This window comes from Moorena sp. SIO4A5, assembly GCF_010672005.1.
In the GTDB taxonomy this organism is placed as follows: domain Bacteria; phylum Cyanobacteriota; class Cyanobacteriia; order Cyanobacteriales; family Coleofasciculaceae; genus Moorena.
In genome coordinates, this window is record NZ_JAAHHZ010000065.1 from 1 (window position 1) to 16,088 (window position 16,088).

At 38.2% G+C, this 16,088-nt stretch carries 18 protein-coding genes and 1 pseudogene; 18 read left to right on the forward strand and 1 reads right to left on the reverse strand.

Annotated elements, in window-relative coordinates:
• Both F6K57_RS20015 and F6K57_RS20020 read left to right on the forward strand, forming a co-directional pair.
• On the forward strand, window positions 1–515 hold a 515-nt coding region (locus tag F6K57_RS20015), incomplete at its 5' end, for an ATP-binding cassette domain-containing protein (RefSeq protein ID WP_293070174.1).
• A gap of 44 nt (window positions 516–559) precedes the next feature.
• A complete protein-coding gene (locus F6K57_RS20020) occupies window positions 560–1,015 on the forward strand; it encodes an NAD-dependent epimerase/dehydratase family protein (protein WP_293070176.1) in 456 nt (151 codons plus the stop codon).
• A gap of 261 nt (window positions 1,016–1,276) precedes the next feature.
• On the opposite strand, the pseudogene F6K57_RS20025 reads toward F6K57_RS20020, so the two are convergent.
• Window positions 1,277–1,882: pseudogene (locus F6K57_RS20025) on the reverse strand (IS982 family transposase).
• A gap of 294 nt (window positions 1,883–2,176) precedes the next feature.
• Between F6K57_RS20025 and F6K57_RS20030 the strand changes: the two are divergent.
• The 16 genes from F6K57_RS20030 (at window position 2,177) to F6K57_RS20100 (ending at window position 15,896) form a co-directional block, all read left to right on the forward strand.
• A complete protein-coding gene (locus F6K57_RS20030) occupies window positions 2,177–2,581 on the forward strand; it encodes an acyltransferase (protein WP_293070178.1) in 405 nt (134 codons plus the stop codon).
• Window positions 2,582–2,660: 79 nt separating this feature from the next.
• Window positions 2,661–3,497 (forward strand): class I SAM-dependent methyltransferase, encoded by an 837-nt coding sequence (locus tag F6K57_RS20035; RefSeq protein WP_293070180.1) that lies wholly within the window; start codon window positions 2,661–2,663, stop codon window positions 3,495–3,497.
• Complete coding sequence (locus F6K57_RS20040) at window positions 3,497–4,417, forward strand: NAD-dependent epimerase/dehydratase family protein (protein ID WP_293070182.1); 921 nt, start codon at window positions 3,497–3,499, stop codon at window positions 4,415–4,417. Before F6K57_RS20035 ends, F6K57_RS20040 begins: the two co-directional genes overlap by 1 nt.
• Before the next feature lie 21 nt (window positions 4,418–4,438).
• Window positions 4,439–5,629 (forward strand): glycosyltransferase, encoded by a 1,191-nt coding sequence (locus tag F6K57_RS20045; RefSeq protein ID WP_293070184.1) that lies wholly within the window; start codon window positions 4,439–4,441, stop codon window positions 5,627–5,629.
• A 9-nt stretch (window positions 5,630–5,638) separates the two neighbouring features.
• Window positions 5,639–6,289, forward strand: coding sequence for an acetyltransferase (locus F6K57_RS20050; protein WP_293070186.1), 651 nt, complete (start codon window positions 5,639–5,641; stop codon window positions 6,287–6,289).
• A 53-nt stretch (window positions 6,290–6,342) separates the two neighbouring features.
• Window positions 6,343–7,113 (forward strand): TauD/TfdA family dioxygenase, encoded by a 771-nt coding sequence (locus F6K57_RS20055; protein WP_293070188.1) that lies wholly within the window; start codon window positions 6,343–6,345, stop codon window positions 7,111–7,113.
• Window positions 7,097–8,047, forward strand: a complete 951-nt coding sequence (locus F6K57_RS20060; protein WP_293070190.1) for an aldo/keto reductase — start codon at window positions 7,097–7,099, stop codon at window positions 8,045–8,047. The genes F6K57_RS20055 and F6K57_RS20060 overlap by 17 nt, the downstream gene beginning before the upstream one ends.
• Window positions 8,048–8,091: 44 nt before the next feature.
• Entirely contained in the window at window positions 8,092–9,354 is a 1,263-nt protein-coding gene (locus tag F6K57_RS20065; protein WP_293070192.1) for a DegT/DnrJ/EryC1/StrS family aminotransferase, read from the forward strand.
• Window positions 9,299–10,297 (forward strand): glycosyltransferase, encoded by a 999-nt coding sequence (locus F6K57_RS20070; protein WP_293070194.1) that lies wholly within the window; start codon window positions 9,299–9,301, stop codon window positions 10,295–10,297. Before F6K57_RS20065 ends, F6K57_RS20070 begins: the two co-directional genes overlap by 56 nt.
• A gap of 94 nt (window positions 10,298–10,391) precedes the next feature.
• Window positions 10,392–11,729, forward strand: a complete 1,338-nt coding sequence (locus tag F6K57_RS20075; RefSeq protein ID WP_293070196.1) for a glycosyltransferase — start codon at window positions 10,392–10,394, stop codon at window positions 11,727–11,729.
• Between the two features lie 288 nt (window positions 11,730–12,017).
• The gene (locus F6K57_RS42085) at window positions 12,018–12,458 is read left to right on the forward strand and encodes a class I SAM-dependent methyltransferase (RefSeq protein WP_364303610.1); all 441 of its coding nucleotides are present in this window, start codon (window positions 12,018–12,020) and stop codon (window positions 12,456–12,458) included.
• A gap of 422 nt (window positions 12,459–12,880) precedes the next feature.
• Complete coding sequence (locus F6K57_RS20080; protein WP_293070198.1) at window positions 12,881–13,105, forward strand: hypothetical protein; 225 nt, start codon at window positions 12,881–12,883, stop codon at window positions 13,103–13,105.
• A 282-nt stretch (window positions 13,106–13,387) separates the two neighbouring features.
• Complete coding sequence (locus tag F6K57_RS20085; protein ID WP_293070200.1) at window positions 13,388–13,789, forward strand: FkbM family methyltransferase; 402 nt, start codon at window positions 13,388–13,390, stop codon at window positions 13,787–13,789.
• 51 nt (window positions 13,790–13,840) lie between these two features.
• A complete protein-coding gene (locus F6K57_RS20090) occupies window positions 13,841–15,016 on the forward strand; it encodes a glycosyltransferase (RefSeq protein WP_293070202.1) in 1,176 nt (391 codons plus the stop codon).
• Between the two features lie 116 nt (window positions 15,017–15,132).
• Window positions 15,133–15,444: a class I SAM-dependent methyltransferase gene (locus F6K57_RS20095; protein WP_293070204.1), complete on the forward strand. Its 312-nt coding sequence runs from the start codon at window positions 15,133–15,135 to the stop codon at window positions 15,442–15,444.
• A 206-nt stretch (window positions 15,445–15,650) separates the two neighbouring features.
• Window positions 15,651–15,896: a hypothetical protein gene (locus F6K57_RS20100; RefSeq protein ID WP_293070206.1), complete on the forward strand. Its 246-nt coding sequence runs from the start codon at window positions 15,651–15,653 to the stop codon at window positions 15,894–15,896.
• Window positions 15,897–16,088: the final 192 nt, after the last annotated feature.

The window sequence follows — 16,088 nt, forward strand, 5'->3', positions numbered from 1 at the left end:
ACTGGCGGCAACAGATCGGGGTGGTCAGTCAAGATACGTTTATTTTTAATGACAGTATTTTAGAAAATTTGCGTTACGGTCGTCCGTCAGCAAGCTTGGATGAGGTGGTGGAAGCAGCTAAAGCAGCTCAAGCCCACAAGTTTATTTTGGCCTTGCCTGATGGATACGAAACCGTGGTGGGTGAGCGGGGCTATCGACTCTCGGGTGGACAGCGGCAACGATTGGCTCTGGCACGGGCATTAATTAAACAGCCAGAGATTTTAATCTTGGATGAGGCAACCAGTGCCTTAGATAGTGAATCCGAGAAGTTGATTCAGCAGGCATTGGAACAGTTCCAGAAGGAACGCACAGTGATTGTTGTGGCACACCGACTTTCAACCATTGCTGAGGCTGATCAGATTTTAGTGCTAGAGCGGGGAGAGGTTGTGGAGCACGGTACCCATAAGTCGCTTTTGCATCAAGGTGAGCGCTATGCGCGCTATTGGAAGTTACAGAGTAGTCAGGTTGCAGCTTAAGGGAGTAGCTCTAGAAAGGTTATGGGACATTTTATTACAGGAATTTGTGGCTTTGTCGTAGTACGCTGATTAAAGCCTTACTTGAACACAAAACAAATTTAGCCATTACGAATGTTGATAACTTTTCTCGGTCAGGCTCTTGGCTAAATCGTGAGATTTTGACCAAACAAGACGTGAAGGTTGTTCATGGCGATATTCGTAATGCCAGTGATTTGGAATCTTTGGAACCCTTTGATTGCGTGATTGATTGTGCAGCGAATTCTAGTGTACTAGCAGGGGTCGATGCTCAATCGAGTAGTCGTCAACTCATTGAGCATAATCTGGGTGGAACGATTAATCTGCTGGAGGCGTGCAAGCCTTGGAATGCAGGTTTCATACTGCTCTCAACCAGCCGGGTATATTCGATTCCGCCATTGGCACAATTAAAGGTAGAGGTGCATGATCGGGCTTTTCGACCTTGTGTAGATAGCTCGTCTGCTTGGCCAGTGGGGTTCAGCTAGCAGGGTATTAGTGAAGTATTTTCAACGGCTCCACCGATTTCGCTCTATGGTTCGACAAAGTTAACGTCAGAGACACTGGCGCTGGAGTATGGGTCGAGTTTTACCTAAGTTCGATGTAGAAAGGGAGACTGAAAACCAAGCCAGAAAAGACTTATGTCAATTAAGGGTAATTATTGATAATAAACACCGGCAAAAAACTAATCTTAATTTATTAAATTAGGCTAAATTAAAACCTATAAAAAAAATTAGATTCAGTAAAAATTACCCGACTAAAGCGGGTATATTTTCCTGTTCATTTTTCTCTAATTTTAAATAAGCTTTTTTGTTTTTAAATGTATAAGCTAGTAAACCAGCTATCATATTGACCATAAAGTTAGAGACACTTCTATGACGATAATGATAAACTTGATAAATAGTTTTTAATTGGTCATTAACGGTTTCTATCAATGACCGTTTTATTAGCATAAATTTTTACCACAACTCAACTAGCTGATTCTTCATATTCTTCTTAAAAGGAGTAATCAGCTTGAGGGAGTGTAAAGATAACTCTTTAAATAATTTATTGGAAATGTATCCTTTATCTCCAAAAAGTCTTCCCTGTAAATTTTGTGCTAAGCTGGGTACTGGTACTCGATCATCCACATTGGCTGGTGTCAATTGAAAGGCTAATAATTCTCCTTGATCATTAATGATAAGATGTAGCTTAAACCCATAATACCAACCTATAGAGTTCTTTCCCCAAACAGATAATCCCTTAAATACCTTGTCTTGATGCAGTCGCTCATGGGGGTTTCCCCCATGAGCGACTGCATCAAGAATGGAGTTTTGGTCAGATCTTGCTGAACAATTAATGAGAACTAAATCCAATAAACTGCCTTTTTTTCAGAGGGGTCAAAGAGCTATGACTCTGATCCAGTCTACCTTCTAGCTTTGTTCTCACCCCGTAAGGTCAGTCATGCTAACTATCTCTAGTTCATTTCTCATATTTATGATATTTAAAATGTTGAATTTGCTTAAATCTTTGTTCAAAAAGGATGACTTTGATCGTAAGAAATTGTCTTTAGAGTTTGAACTCAAATTACATGGAATATCTCAAGTTTATACTGATAAAATACACTTGAAAAAAAGTCTAAACTTTCTATCGGTAAACAAAGTCTAATTGTGGGCAATATTTATTTTGATAAGGAAGGATATGCTATTACAATTGGTGACAGAAATTACATTGGCGTAAATTTATTTTGTGCTAGTCATATAGATGTAGGTAATGATGTAATGATTTCTTCCGGTGGTGGTATTTTTGATCATGATTCACATTCTTTAGACTCAGAGAAAAGATCTAATGATGTAGTAGATTATATTCAAGAAAAAAAAGATTGGACACATGTTAACATTTGTAACGTAAAAATCTGTGATAAATCATGGATTGGTTACAACGTAATTATTCTTAAGGGAATTACAATTGGAGAAGGAGCAGTTGTTGGTGCTGGTTCTGTTGTAACTAAAGATGTCCCTCCATATAAATTGGTTGCAGGAAACCCGGCTATAGTCATTAAATCTCTTGTATAAATAATACCAATTTTGATTTTAGATGGATATACATTAATACGTAATAATTGTATTTAATATTTAGTATTTAATAATTAAAATGCTTACTTGGGAACAGACTGTTACTTGGGCAAAAGAAACCGAGTCAATGCAACCTCTCGTAAAAAATTGCTACTACGATGACCCAATAGAACTAGCTGCTAAGAGATTTTATGAAAGTGAAGAATGGGTATCAATACAATCGATATTAAATTTTACTCCTCAAGATAAAGTTTTAGAGGTCGGTGCAGGTCGCGGAATAATGAGCTGGGCTTTTGCCAAGTCTGGTTGTGAAGTCTACGCACTAGAACCAGATCCTAGCTTTACTGTGGGTGCGGGCGCAATCAAAGAACTGTGTAATGCTACTGGTACTAGTATTCATGTTGTAGAGGAAATGGGGGAACAGTTACCCTTTGATGCAGATACCTTTGATTATGTAGTTTGTCGCGCTGTCTTGCACCATGCAACAGATTTAAAACAAATGTGTCAGGAAATAGCTAGAGTTCTTAAGCCAGGGGGAAAATTTCTAGCTGTGAAAGAACATATAGCTGAAACACCAGAAGAACTTCAGGTGTTTTTGGATCGTCATCCATTGCATTATTTATACGGCGGCGAAAATGCTTATAGCTTAATTGAATATCAATCAGCAATTAGAACAGCAGGTTTGAAGCTCTGCAAGAGCTATGCACCCTTTGAACATCCAGTTTCTTGGGCTCCTCTACATAGCCGATCAAGTCTTATAGAGCAACTGTACAGAAGTCTAAGTCAAAGACTTCCTAAGTCGATATCTAAAAGATTAAGTCACCAAAATACTTTATTTAAATTGTATTGTCGGTGGCTTAATTTTCGGTGTAAAACACCTGGGCGTGAATATAGTTTTCTAGCAAGTAAAATATAATGAAAACAGCGATTATTGTTGGTGGTAGTGGTTTTATAGGTGGCCATGTTTGTGAGTATTTTTCCGAACTAGACTGGCAAGTTATTTCTGTTGGTAGAGGGAGTATCAATCCTTATGCTGAGACTCACTATAATTTACAGTTACCTCATGATAGTTTTTCCAACCTTATTAAGTGCTTTGAACCCAGCCTTTGTGTAAACTGTGCAGGTCGAGCATCGGTTGGATTGTCCATGAAAGATCCATTAGGAGACTTTTATGCTAATACAGTTTTAGTGATTTCTCTATTAGATACAATTCGTCAATTTGCTCCTAATTGTATTTTCATCAATCTTTCAAGCGCATCTGTTTATGGCAATCCTTCCTTACTCCCAATTAATGAAGACACACTGATTAGCCCAGTATCTTCTTATGGGTATCATAAATATATGGAAGAATTAGTTGTTCAAGAATATATTTCTCTCCATCATCTCCGTGGTTCTATATTACGCATTTTTTCAGCCTATGGTGAACGCTTACAACGTCAAGTAATTTGGGATTTAACATCCAAAATTATTTCCGCTAATGGAAAACCAGTGACTGTTCTAGGAACAGGAGATGAGTCTCGTGACTTTATTCATGGTAAAGACATTGCGCGCGCTATAGAGATTATTGTTAGCAAGGGAAAGCTTCAAGGTGAAGTATACAATCTTGCTAGCGGATTAGAAATTACGATTAAGCAGCTTGCCAACAGAATTATTAAATTATCACAGCAGTCTTGTGAACTATATTTTGATGGAGCCTCGCCTAGTGGATATGCACTTAGATGGCGTGCAGATACTAGTAAACTCCAAAAACTAGGTTTTAGTCCGTCAATTATGCTTGATGAAGGTCTAAAACTAGTCATTCAAAAATATCAAAAAAAGCTTGATGCTATGTCTTAAAAGTAGTTTGATAAAAGTAACATGGATAATAGTAAATGTCACATAGTTATCTCTAATAAGGGAGGTGAATTTTGGGAAGGTGGACGACAATATACACGCAATTTAATACGTGCTATTTTATCTCTACCTGATGAAGAACTAAATAGTGTTGAATTGAGTTTGTTGGTAAATGGGCAAGAAGAACTTAAGGCTTATGATGATTTTTTGTCAAAACTGAAAATCTGTGGTGATAGCAACACAATTCTCGATCCATTTACATTTGTAAATAGAGTTAGATGGAAACTTAAAAGAGTCTTTAAAGAATCATTTAATTCCCGACTTGAAGAATTCCTTTGCTCAATAGGAACTACATTTGCTTACCCACTAATGACATCCAAATCAGATCGACAATCGTTTAGATCTGCTGAATGGATCCCTGACTTTCAATATAAGCACTATCCTCAAGCTTCTAATACACAGGAAATTGAAGAGAGGAAACAAGCATTTAGACACATTGCTGACAATGCACAGACTATTGTTTTGAGTAGCCACCATGCTGAGAGAGATTGTTTAGAACTCTTTCCCCACACAAAAGGGAAAACATTTGTTTTACAATTTAGAGTTTTTGCTGATGATACATGGTGGAGTCTCTCTCCGACTCAAACTATTAGCAAGTATCGTTTACCAGAAAGATATTTAATTGTCAGCAATCTTTTAGCACCAACTAAAAATCATTTCATTGTGCTAAAATCGCTAAAAATACTAAAAGATCGGCATCAGGCTATGCCGATTGTCTTTACAGGAGATATCTATGACTATCGTAATCCTGGCTATTACAACAAATTTCTAAGTTGTATTCATCAGCTAGGTTTACATAATGATGTGCGAGTACTGGGTTTGATCCCAAAAGTAGATCAGTTTCAACTCCTACGTGGTAGTATTGCACTCTTACAACCATCTTTATTTGAAGGGTGGCATACAGGAGTAGAGGAAGCCAGACTATTGGGTAAAACTCTATTACTATCTGATATTCCGGTTCATCAGGAGCAAGATCCACCCAACCGATTATTTTTCGATCCTTATAGTCCTGAGACACTAGCAAAACAAATGTTGGTAGCTTTTGAGTCAAATACTCTTGGATATGATGAGGAAAAGGAAATAATTGCACGTCAGAGCTATTCAGAACTTCAATTAGACTATGCCAGAAAATTCTTGAAATTAGCTAAATCGTAAAACACCAAGATGCAAAAGATAATTGTTTGGGGCGCTTCTGGTCATGCTCTAGTAGTAATTGATGCATTGGCTCAACAAACAAACTATTCAATTGTTGGTTTAATCGACGATATTAATCCCCAGCTTCACGGTAGCTACTTTCACGGTTTACCAATTCTGGGTGGTCGAGAACAAGTGACTATTCTAAAAGAACAGGGAATCAATTGTGCTTTTGTTGCCATTGGTAACAATCAAGCCAGAATACGTGAAAGTAACTACTTACGCTCACTCAGCTTTGATCTCCTAACCGCCATTCATCCTCGAGCCATCATTGCACCAGACGTCAATATCGGCTCTGGTACAGTCATCTGTGCTGGAGCAGTGGTTACCCCAGCAGCTCAAATTGGTCAAGACGTGATCATTAATACCAGTGCCAGTGTTGATCACGAATGTATTGTCGAAGATGGAGTTCACATCGGTCCAGGGGTGCATATTGGTGGTCGAGCAACGATTAAACACGGTGCTTGGATTGGGATTGGTGCAGTAGTAAGCGATCGCATTACCATAGGGATGAATACGATTGTTGGAGCTGGTTCAGTTGTTGTTCGAGATATTCCCCCTGGTGTAGTTGCCTACGGAGTTCCTGCAAAAATTATGAGAAAAATTGATCAGTCTGCATAATATTCACAATGGATTTTTACAAGAAAATTGGGTATTCAACTCCTGACTCAACTGTGAAAGCTATTCAAGTAGCCCTTGAACAATATAAATTAGTTCATTTAGTTGGTTTCGATTTTCAATTACCAATTCATGAATTTTTCACTTTACTGAGTGATTCTCTAGGGTGGGTAATTGATATGGATGAAGATAAAAAAACTGGTAAAAAAACTGGCGAACGCTGGATTGATATCAGTTATGATCCAGCACAACCAAATAAATACCGTTCCAGTAATACTCGTCAACCTTTACATACAGATAATTCCTATCTCAATCATCATGATGCAGTTAATTATTTTTACTGTGTTTCCCAAGCGAAACTAGGTGGTGCAACTATTTTCCTAGATAGCGATTTACTCGTCAAAGCTTTAGAGATTGACCAAGAGTATCAATTATTAGAAGATTTAAGAAGTATCTCTATCTGCTTCTCCAGACATAATCATCATAAAACTAAGCCAATAATTACCGAAGATGAGCTAGGATATCGATTAAATTATAACTACTATCGACTAGATCCAGAAGATACGCCAGAAGCGAAAAACTTAGTAGAAAAGTTTCAAAATTTCTTGGAAACCAGGATTCATAATAGTCAAATTACTACAAATATACTTTTAAATCCTGGAGATGCAGTATTTTTTAATGATGAAAGACTTCTGCATGGTCGAACTGCCTTTTTTACCACTGATAAAGGTGAAAGAACTCTAATTAAGGGGTCGGTAGTCTTGTATTCTAGAAAGCACAAAAACCTGCATTTAGAGCAAATTAGCCAAGATGAAAGTGTTAACTAATAAACTAGGGTTCGGTACTTGGCAGTTTGGTGGCGAAAATATTATTAATGGTCAACATAAGGGCTGGGGAGATATTGAAGAAGCAGAAGCTATTCAAGCTGTTCACCTAGCTCTAGATTCGGGAGTGAAGTTCTTTGATACCGCTGATACCTATGGCGAGGGACAAGCAGAAAAAATTTTAGGTAAAGCTATTGAGCATTATCCTAAAGATAGATTAACAATCTGTACGAAGTTCGGATGTCGCAAAGATAATCAAGGTCGTAGTTATCAGGATTTTTCATCACTATGGTTGGAGCAGGCTGTTGCCAATAGCTTGAAACGTTTAAAGATTGATTGCATTGATATATTACTCTTTCATAGTCCCCCTGATGACTTTGACTGGAGTCGCTATGATGTCAGTACCCTTCAAGGATTAATCCAAAAAGGATATATCAAGCAGTATGGCGTTAGTTCTAAAACGATAAAAGGTGCATTAAAAGTAATAGAAAAATCCTTTGGTACCGTAATCGAAGCTATTTTTAATGTCTTAGATAGACGGGCAGAACAGTACTTAATCAATAAATTAAGTTCCAGATACAAATTTGTTGCTAGAGTACCCTTAGCATCAGGATTTATACGTCAAAAGTATCTACATCAAGATCCAGATTTTGCTAATAACGATTGGCGCAAGTATTTACCTGATAGAGATCGTCAATGGTTACTGGATAATGTAAGAAAATTATCGTTTCTAGATCAATTACCAGGTGGAATTACGGTTTCAGCTTTGCGTTATATTTTACATCATCCTCAAGTTGGAGTTGTAATTCCAGGAATGAGAAACTCTAGTCAATTAGCGGCTAATTTAGAAGCTGTTTATTTAGGAAAAATAGATGCCGAAATCGTCAAAAAAATTCAGAATACTGTGCCTAATGTTCCAGTGCATTGGCGATTTTAACTGCAACGTATTTGATTGTATAAAAATTATTCGGGAGATTATTAATGGTGTTTAAAAATAAAGTGGATGATTTAGCCATATTTGGCACACAGCCTGCTTTTGCTGAAAAGTTACACGTTGGTCGCCCTAATATAGGCGATCGAGAGCAATTCCTCAAACATGTCAATAAAATTTTAGATAATCGTTGGCTGACTAATAATGGTCCGTTTGTCCAACAACTTGAGCATAAATTAGCTAATTTTCTTGGTGTCAAACACTGTATTGCTGCTTGCAATGGCACTGTTGCCTTAGAAATCGCTATCAGAGCCTCTGGTCTCAGTGGTGAGGTTATTGTTCCTTCCTTTACCTTTATTGCCACACCTCATGCTTTACAGTGGCAGGAAATTACGCCTGTTTTCTGTGATATCGATCCCCAAACTCATGTGATTGATCCAGAGCAAGTTGAAGCCCTGATTACACCTCGGACAACGGGTATCTTGGGTGTCCATGTTTGGGGACAACCTTGCAATATAGAAGCACTCACCGAAATTGCTACTCGGCATCACCTGAAACTGTTGTTTGATGCATCCCATGCTTTTGCTTGCTCCTATCACGGTCAAATGATTGGTGGCTTCGGTGATGCAGAAGTTTTCAGTTTTCATGCGACTAAATTCTTTAATACCCTAGAAGGAGGAGCCATTGTCACGAATGATGACGAACTAGCAGCCAAAATTCGATTAATGAAGAACTTTGGGTTTTCAGGCTATGAAAATGTCATTTACATTGGTACTAATGGAAAAATGAATGAAGTTAGTGCTGCTATGGGTTTAGCATCCCTAGAAAATATATCCAAAACAATCGAAGTAAACAAAAATAACTATAATATTTATCAAAATCAAATAGCACATATACCTGCTGTAAATATACTTAATTATAACAGCCATGAGAGTTGTAATTATCAATATATTGTTTGTGAATTAGATACTGAAGTTACGCCTTTTAGTCGAGATCAATTTATCGAAATCCTATGGGCTGAAAATATTTTAGCCAGACGATATTTCCATCCTGGTTGTCACCGTATGGAACCTTATCGATCTTATTTTCCCCATGCTGGTTTGTTATTGCCAAATACGGAGAGAGTAACAGATCGAGTCTTTCTATTACCTACAGGACAGACGATTACTCCAGAAACGATCGAGTCTATTTGTCAATTGATTCGATTAATATTATCAAATAGTCAAGAAATTATTTCCAAACTGGAGCAATGTGGTCATGTCAACTCATTCTTTGTTAACTCCCTTAGTCAGTTTTACAGTAACCGCATATAATACAGAAAAGTATATTGGTGAATGCCTCGACAGTATTTTGGCTCAAGAAGGTAATTATGATTTTGAAATTGTCGTTGTTGATGATGCATCGAAAGATGATACTGAAAAAATAGTCCGTTCTTATACAGATCCTCGACTCCATTATATTCGGCATACCAAGAATCAAGGAGCTTTTGCCACTGTTAATCGAGGTTTTGAGGAAGCCAGAGGAAAATTTGTCGCTCGAATTGATTCAGATGATCGCTATCGCTCCGATTTTCTAACGACTGTTGTACCAATCTTGCAACAGTATCCTGAAGTGGGCTTGGTTTATGGTGATATTGCCTTAATTGATTCTGAAGGAAAAATCACTAATAGTTCAGGCAATGTCGCTCGTCAGAATCGTCCAGCAAAGGGGAATGAACTTATCCCATTGTTAGAAAAGAACTATTTACCTGCTCCAACGACTATTGCTAGAAAAGAAGCATGGGCTGAAGGTTTACCTATACCTCGCGGCTTTGACTTTTGTGATTGGTATCTTTCGACTAGTATTGCTAAGAAATGGGAATTTTATTACTGTGATCGCGTTTTGGCAGATTATCGGATACACCAGCAAAACCATCACAAATCCGTGATTTTGGATAAAACGGGTGAAAAAATTACGTTTGAAGTTCTAGAACAGATCTTCAGCGAACCCGATCGTCATTTAGAGAAACAGAAAGCTAGAAAAAGAGTTTATGCCACTAACTATCAAACTTATGCCGATAAATACTTTGGCTGTCAAATGATTGAAGACGCTCGACGTTGTTACTTGCAAGCAATTCGTTATAAATCCCAGCTGTTATTAGATTTTGGCGTCATGCGTCGTTTGTTCGGCACGATGCTGGGTCAGCAAACCTATGAAAAATCCAAGGCATTAGCCAAATCGCTTTTATTTGGTTATACCAAAAATCAAAAGTCATGACATACATACAGATTACGAAAGCCAATGTATATGGTCATGTTTTTATTGTAAGTATGATGCTACTTTTGAAAACTGGTATTAGTCCTAGAAATTAGTGAAAATAATCCAAGTTCCCTTCTGCTTCTATCCCGACCCAGTAGGTGGTACCGAAATCTACGTTGAAGCCCTCTCTAGCCATCTCCAACAGCAAGGACTTGACATCATCATTGTTGCCCCTAGCTCCACAAATCAAATTTACCACCATCAAGCACTTCCGGTCCAACGGTTTGCCGTATCTTCGACTCTCCCAGACCTAAGAAACTTGTATGGCTTGGGGGACCCCCAAGCTGCACAAAACTTTAGTCAAATCCTCGATCGCGAAAAACCTGACCTTATTCATCTCCACGCTTTCACCAGCGGTGTTTCCCTTCGCCTTGTCAGAGCTGCAAAACAACTCCAGATTCCTATTATCTTCACCTACCATACCCCTACTGTTAGTTGCCAGCGCGGTACTTTGCTGAAAAATGGAACTCAAATCTGTTCCGGTAAGCTAGACCGAGTCACATGCACCTCCTGCACTTTACAAGGCATGGGTATGGGGGCTCCACAAGCTCAGTTGATTGGCAAATTACCACCCAAGATTGGACATAGCCTTGGAGCCTTGGGGCTTTGGGGTGGAGTCTGGACAGCCTTGCGAATGAGCGAATTGATGGAATGCCGTCAACAAGCCTTTTATAATTTGATGTCGGAAGTTGATCATATTATTGCTGTATGTGATTGGGTTAAGCAGGTTTTGTTACTGAACCAAGTTGCCGAAGACAGAATTACCGTTTTAAGGCAAGGACTCTGTCATCCAGTCACTCCCGCACATCCTCAAGCAAGTGCCGGTTCATTTACGCTTAAGCTTGTGTTCTTAGGGCGGTTAGATCCCACAAAAGGTGTACATCTGCTAATTCAGGCATTGTCACAAGTGCCTGACTTACCCGTTACCTTAGATATTTACGGCATTTCTCAAGCTACAATCGCTGACCCCTACCAGCAGCAGCTACAAACCCTAGCACATCAAGATACTCGCATTCATTTCCAGTCTCCTGTTGCCTCAACAGAAGTTGTACAAACCATTGCTAATTACGATTTGTTAGCGGTACCATCCCAATGCTTAGAAACCGGACCGCTCGTTGTATTAGAGGCATTTGCAGCTGGTATACCGGTGATCGGTTCACGGTTAGGTGGGATTGCTGAATTGGTGCAGGATGGAGTAAATGGGATCTTAGTGGAACCTACTTCAGTGGAGGCATGGGCAGAGAAGATTCGCGATTTGTGTGGTGATCGCAGCCAGTTGACACACTTGCGATCGGGTATTTTGCCACCCCAAGATATGCAGACTGTTGCTAAACACATGAGATTAATATACCAAGCGGCGATCACCAAATTAATCTCTCAAAATTCATAAAATATGAAAAATACACTTGATTCGACTTCCGAAGTAGAAATTCAGCGTCGTTAGTACGCTGAAACAGCCAACAAGTAAGACTCTCTACACGTTCATGAAAAAGATAACCATTACTTTGCTCTGTGCGTGATGATGGGAGCGATCGAATTTCTTGATATTGAGTCGATGTTGGAGGTTGGATGTGGAACGGGTAGATCAATGCTTCCCGTGAAACAACAATGTCCTAATCTGATTGTCCGGGGAATTGAGCCTGTTAGATAATTACGGGAAATAGCTTATGCTAAAGGTATATTACCTGAAACCTTAACAGAAGGTGATGGGTTACAGCTGCACTTTGAGGATGGTCAATTTGATCTAGTGTGTGCATTTGGTGTGTTGCACCATATTAGGACACCCGAAGTTGCTATCCAAGAGATGCTCAGAGTTGCTAAAAAGGGAATATTCATTTCTGATAGCAATAACTTTGGCCAGGGTCATTTTTTATCTCGCACTATCAAACAAACTCTGAACTCTATGGGTCTGTGGCCTGTCGCGGATTGGATTAAGACTAAAGGTCGGGGATATACAATTTCTGAGGGTGATGGGCTTGCTTACTCATATTCTATTTTTAAGAATTATCGTCAGATTTGTCAGTCATGTAAGAGTGTGCATTTACTTAATACTTCTCCAGGTGGAATTAATCTCTATAAAACCTCAGATAATCTAACTCTTTTAGGAATCAAAAATTAGAGAATCTCTATCGGCTGAAAGGTTTTAAATCTGAGCCTCAATTCTATCCGGAATATCTTTTATAATTTCACCGTCATGGACATCTAGTGTGGTGGCTACGAATGGAAAAATTTAGCCTGTCACTGCATCAACCTACAATTCCAGTGTTCACGGAGGTCTCCACTTCCCAATGTCATGATATTGGGTTTGCAATTCGCCTTCACCATAGACTTTTATTCTCGGGGAATCCATGACATCATAAACGGTACTCTGTTTGGGAATAAAGTCAAGGCAAACTTCTGGGAATTATTTCAGCCCCCTAGCTCCCCAATTTTGAAATTACAAAACCTCATTAAATCGTTCCTATGGATCAATATTCAATGAGTTTTTGACCCACTTATTGTGATTGCTGTAACTGGATTACATATTATTGGATATGTCTAATGATTAAAAAATTTTTTAGAGATGTTTTAACTCTTATAGGTGTGTATCCTGCAATTAAATACACTGATATATACGATATCTATTACTCGATTTTTATGCCTCAACACCGACAAAGAGTAGAACAAGAGATTTCATTACTTAAAAACTTAATAGGACACAATAAAATTATCTTTGATGTTGGGGCAAATGGTGGTAGCAAAACGGATATATATCGACGATTTTAAAATAAAGTAATATGCATTGAAACCGATAAAAAATGTGTTAATATTTTAAATAAAAAATTCAAGAATAGAAGTAACGTTACGGTTGTACCTGTAGCAGTTGGAGACAAAGAAGGTAGAGCAACTTGTTATGTTGAATCTGCTGGTTCTTGCCTAAACACTTTAAGTGATAAATGGAGGAATCACCTAGAAAATAATAAACCGGATTGGTATAAAACTAAAAATTCACTGACATTTTTTAATTTCTATAATGTTGATATTTTAACACTAGATCGATTGATATAATTGTATGGAGTTCCTGATTATATAAAATTAGATATAGAAGGATATGAAGTTAATGCACTCAGAGGACTGAGCTATGCTATAAAATTCATTTCGTTTGAGGCTAATTTACCTGTTTTTTTTGATGAAACACTTGAGTGTCTTTCTATATTATCTAAATTTTCATCAAGTGTTATATTTGCTTACTCTCTTGAAGAAGGATTATTTGGTGAACTATCATCATGGCTAAATTATGAACAATTAGTCAATATTATTTCAGAAAAAAAGTATCATTTTTTAGAAATTATAGCTTGTTTATCTCCCTCAGATGTAGATACATATAGCAATTCTCATAACTATGAGGTACACAATTTCGGAATTTTAGGGAACAGGCAAGAGGGAACAGCCAATCAACATCAAAAATGACTGTACCTCATAAATTCGATAAACGCTTTAATTTAGTTAGACATTAACAGTATGGTGAAACTTTTGCCAAAAAATGCGAATAAAGCTGAGTTTGATATATTAACTCGTATTTTATATGTACAGTACACAAATCCAGCAGGCTACCCACCTCTAGAGCACAGTTCTGGTATTCTTGCTGATCAAGGTTGGCAAGTTATTTTTCTTGGAACTGGAGCGCTAGGTGCAAATAACCTGAGCTTTCCTCCCCATCCCAACATCGAAGTCAAGCAAATTCCCTTTTGTACTTCAGGTTGGCGACAGAAGTTACACTACCTTTGGTTTTGTATTTGGGTTGTGGGATGGACATTGCGCTGGCAACCGCAATGGATTTATGCATCAGACTTGTTAGCTTGTCCAATATCCTTATTTTTAAGTTTCTTGCCTAACCTAAAATTGATTTACCACGAACACGATTCACCAGGATTAACCCCTGGAAGTAGTTTTATTAGGTTTTGCTTGGCAACTCGTAAAAAGCTTGCTCATCGCGCCGCTTTTTGCATATTACCTAATCAGCAAAGAGCGGATAGCTTCGACAAAATAGTTAACAATAAAAAACCATCACTATGTGTATGGAACTGTCCGTCAGTAGGAGAAGTGATGCCACCACGATCACCCTGGGGTGGTCAAACCCTATGGCTATTATATCACGGTTCAATTGTTCCATCTCAATTGCCAGAAACAATTATACAGGCAATGACTAAATTACCAGAAAGTATCAAGCTAAGGATTGTTGGTTATGAAACTATTGGTCACATCGGTTATGTGAAATATTTGCAGGAACTAGCCGAACAATTGAATATTTCTGACCGTATTAAGTATCTAGGAACAGTACCCACCAGAGCTGAACTTTTAGAGAAGTGTCATTCTAGTGATGTGGGTCTCTCTTTATTTCCTGCTAAAAGCTTGCAGCCGATGCCAGGTGCGTCTAATAAACCCTTCGATTACTTAGCCTGTGCTCTACCACTGTTAGTTTCTGACCTCCCAGATTGGAAAGAAATGTATGTGGAACCTGGTTATGGTTTAGCAGCCAATCCCGAAGATCCAGAGAGTATTGCCAGAGCCTTACGGTGGTATCTGGAGCATCCAAAAGAAATGCGAGAAATGGGCGAAAACGGTAGAAAACGGATTTTAGAAGAGTGGAATTATGAGAAACAATTTGAGGCGGTTATAAAAGTCATTCGCTATTGATACATTACTCCCGCCATGTTTCTTTGGGTTTATACCATCCACAATTAAATAATAAGCTCGAACAATTAAGTTTTAGCAAATAAAAATACACCGAATCATTTTTTTTATACCAAGTAATGTTAATTTCAAACAAACAAGCTCAGCAGTACTTGTCAGCAATCAATCCAGATAATCATAATATATTGCTCGATCTTCAGCATCGTATGACCGAATATTATACAAAATCCCTTTATCATTCTGAATGGATAAAGGGTATAAATTGCGATTGGCAATATGGAATACACGATGCCCAGCTAGCAATGTGTAAACTGATCCCAAATAACTCAGCTGTTCTAGAAGTTGCCTGTGGTGATGGGAGTAGTGCGAAGGAAATCACCTCTCAAACAAAAAATATTACCTATACAGGTGTTGACTTAGAGGATATCTGAAAAGTTTTTTGATACTGAATTTTGCCCCCCTAGCCCCCCAACTTTGCGGTGCGACCCGTGGCGAATTTAATTCGACGAAGAAGAGCGCACCGGTGGGGGAACAAGAGTTGGGTAGGGTGCGTTAGGGACGGAAAGCCTCTGATTTTATCAGTAGCCAGTATTGGGACAGTCCGTCCCGTAACGCACCACAGGTTCAAACAGCAAAAGTGAGATGCACCCATGTTGAGGGCTATGAAGCTGCTGTATTTAGAGGATCTCAGTCTTTACTTCACTCATCTCATCCTCCTATTATTCTGTTTGAGTTCTGTGACTGGGCAGAAGCACGTGTACCAGAAGCAAGAGTCGGTGATGCTCAACGAGTTTTAACTGAAGCTGGCTACAAAATCTGGCGATTAAGTAGTTTTATTTCAGGTGGTAAGCCATTAAATTCAATTCTAGAGAGCGGCTCATAGATGTTAGTTGAAGTGAATAATTTAAATTATAAAAATTATTCTTGTCAATAGTTTTTTTTACAAATTATAAAAGGCTTGGTGCAGTTATTTTTATATATATTTTATAAAGAAAACATTCATCACTAATTGTTAGATCTATGACTATTTTTAATAAACTATTATGTTTTTAAACTACTTTTTTTAAAAATAGTC

Excerpts from the sequence above, each read along its gene's own strand:
- F6K57_RS20035 (WP_293070180.1), top strand. The coding sequence starts at position 2,661 with ATGCTTACTTGGGAACAGACTGTTACTTGGGCAAAAGAAACCGAGTCA.
- F6K57_RS20040 (WP_293070182.1), top strand. The coding sequence starts at position 3,497 with ATGAAAACAGCGATTATTGTTGGTGGTAGTGGTTTTATAGGTGGCCAT.
- F6K57_RS20045 (WP_293070184.1), top strand. The coding sequence starts at position 4,439 with ATGGATAATAGTAAATGTCACATAGTTATCTCTAATAAGGGAGGTGAA.
- F6K57_RS20050 (WP_293070186.1), top strand. The coding sequence starts at position 5,639 with ATGCAAAAGATAATTGTTTGGGGCGCTTCTGGTCATGCTCTAGTAGTA.
- F6K57_RS20060 (WP_293070190.1), top strand. The coding sequence starts at position 7,097 with ATGAAAGTGTTAACTAATAAACTAGGGTTCGGTACTTGGCAGTTTGGT.
- F6K57_RS20065 (WP_293070192.1), top strand. The coding sequence starts at position 8,092 with ATGGTGTTTAAAAATAAAGTGGATGATTTAGCCATATTTGGCACACAG.
- F6K57_RS20070 (WP_293070194.1), top strand. The coding sequence starts at position 9,299 with ATGTCAACTCATTCTTTGTTAACTCCCTTAGTCAGTTTTACAGTAACC.
- F6K57_RS20080 (WP_293070198.1), top strand. The coding sequence starts at position 12,881 with ATGATTAAAAAATTTTTTAGAGATGTTTTAACTCTTATAGGTGTGTAT.
- F6K57_RS20090 (WP_293070202.1), top strand. The coding sequence starts at position 13,841 with ATGGTGAAACTTTTGCCAAAAAATGCGAATAAAGCTGAGTTTGATATA.
- F6K57_RS20095 (WP_293070204.1), top strand. The coding sequence starts at position 15,133 with ATGTTAATTTCAAACAAACAAGCTCAGCAGTACTTGTCAGCAATCAAT.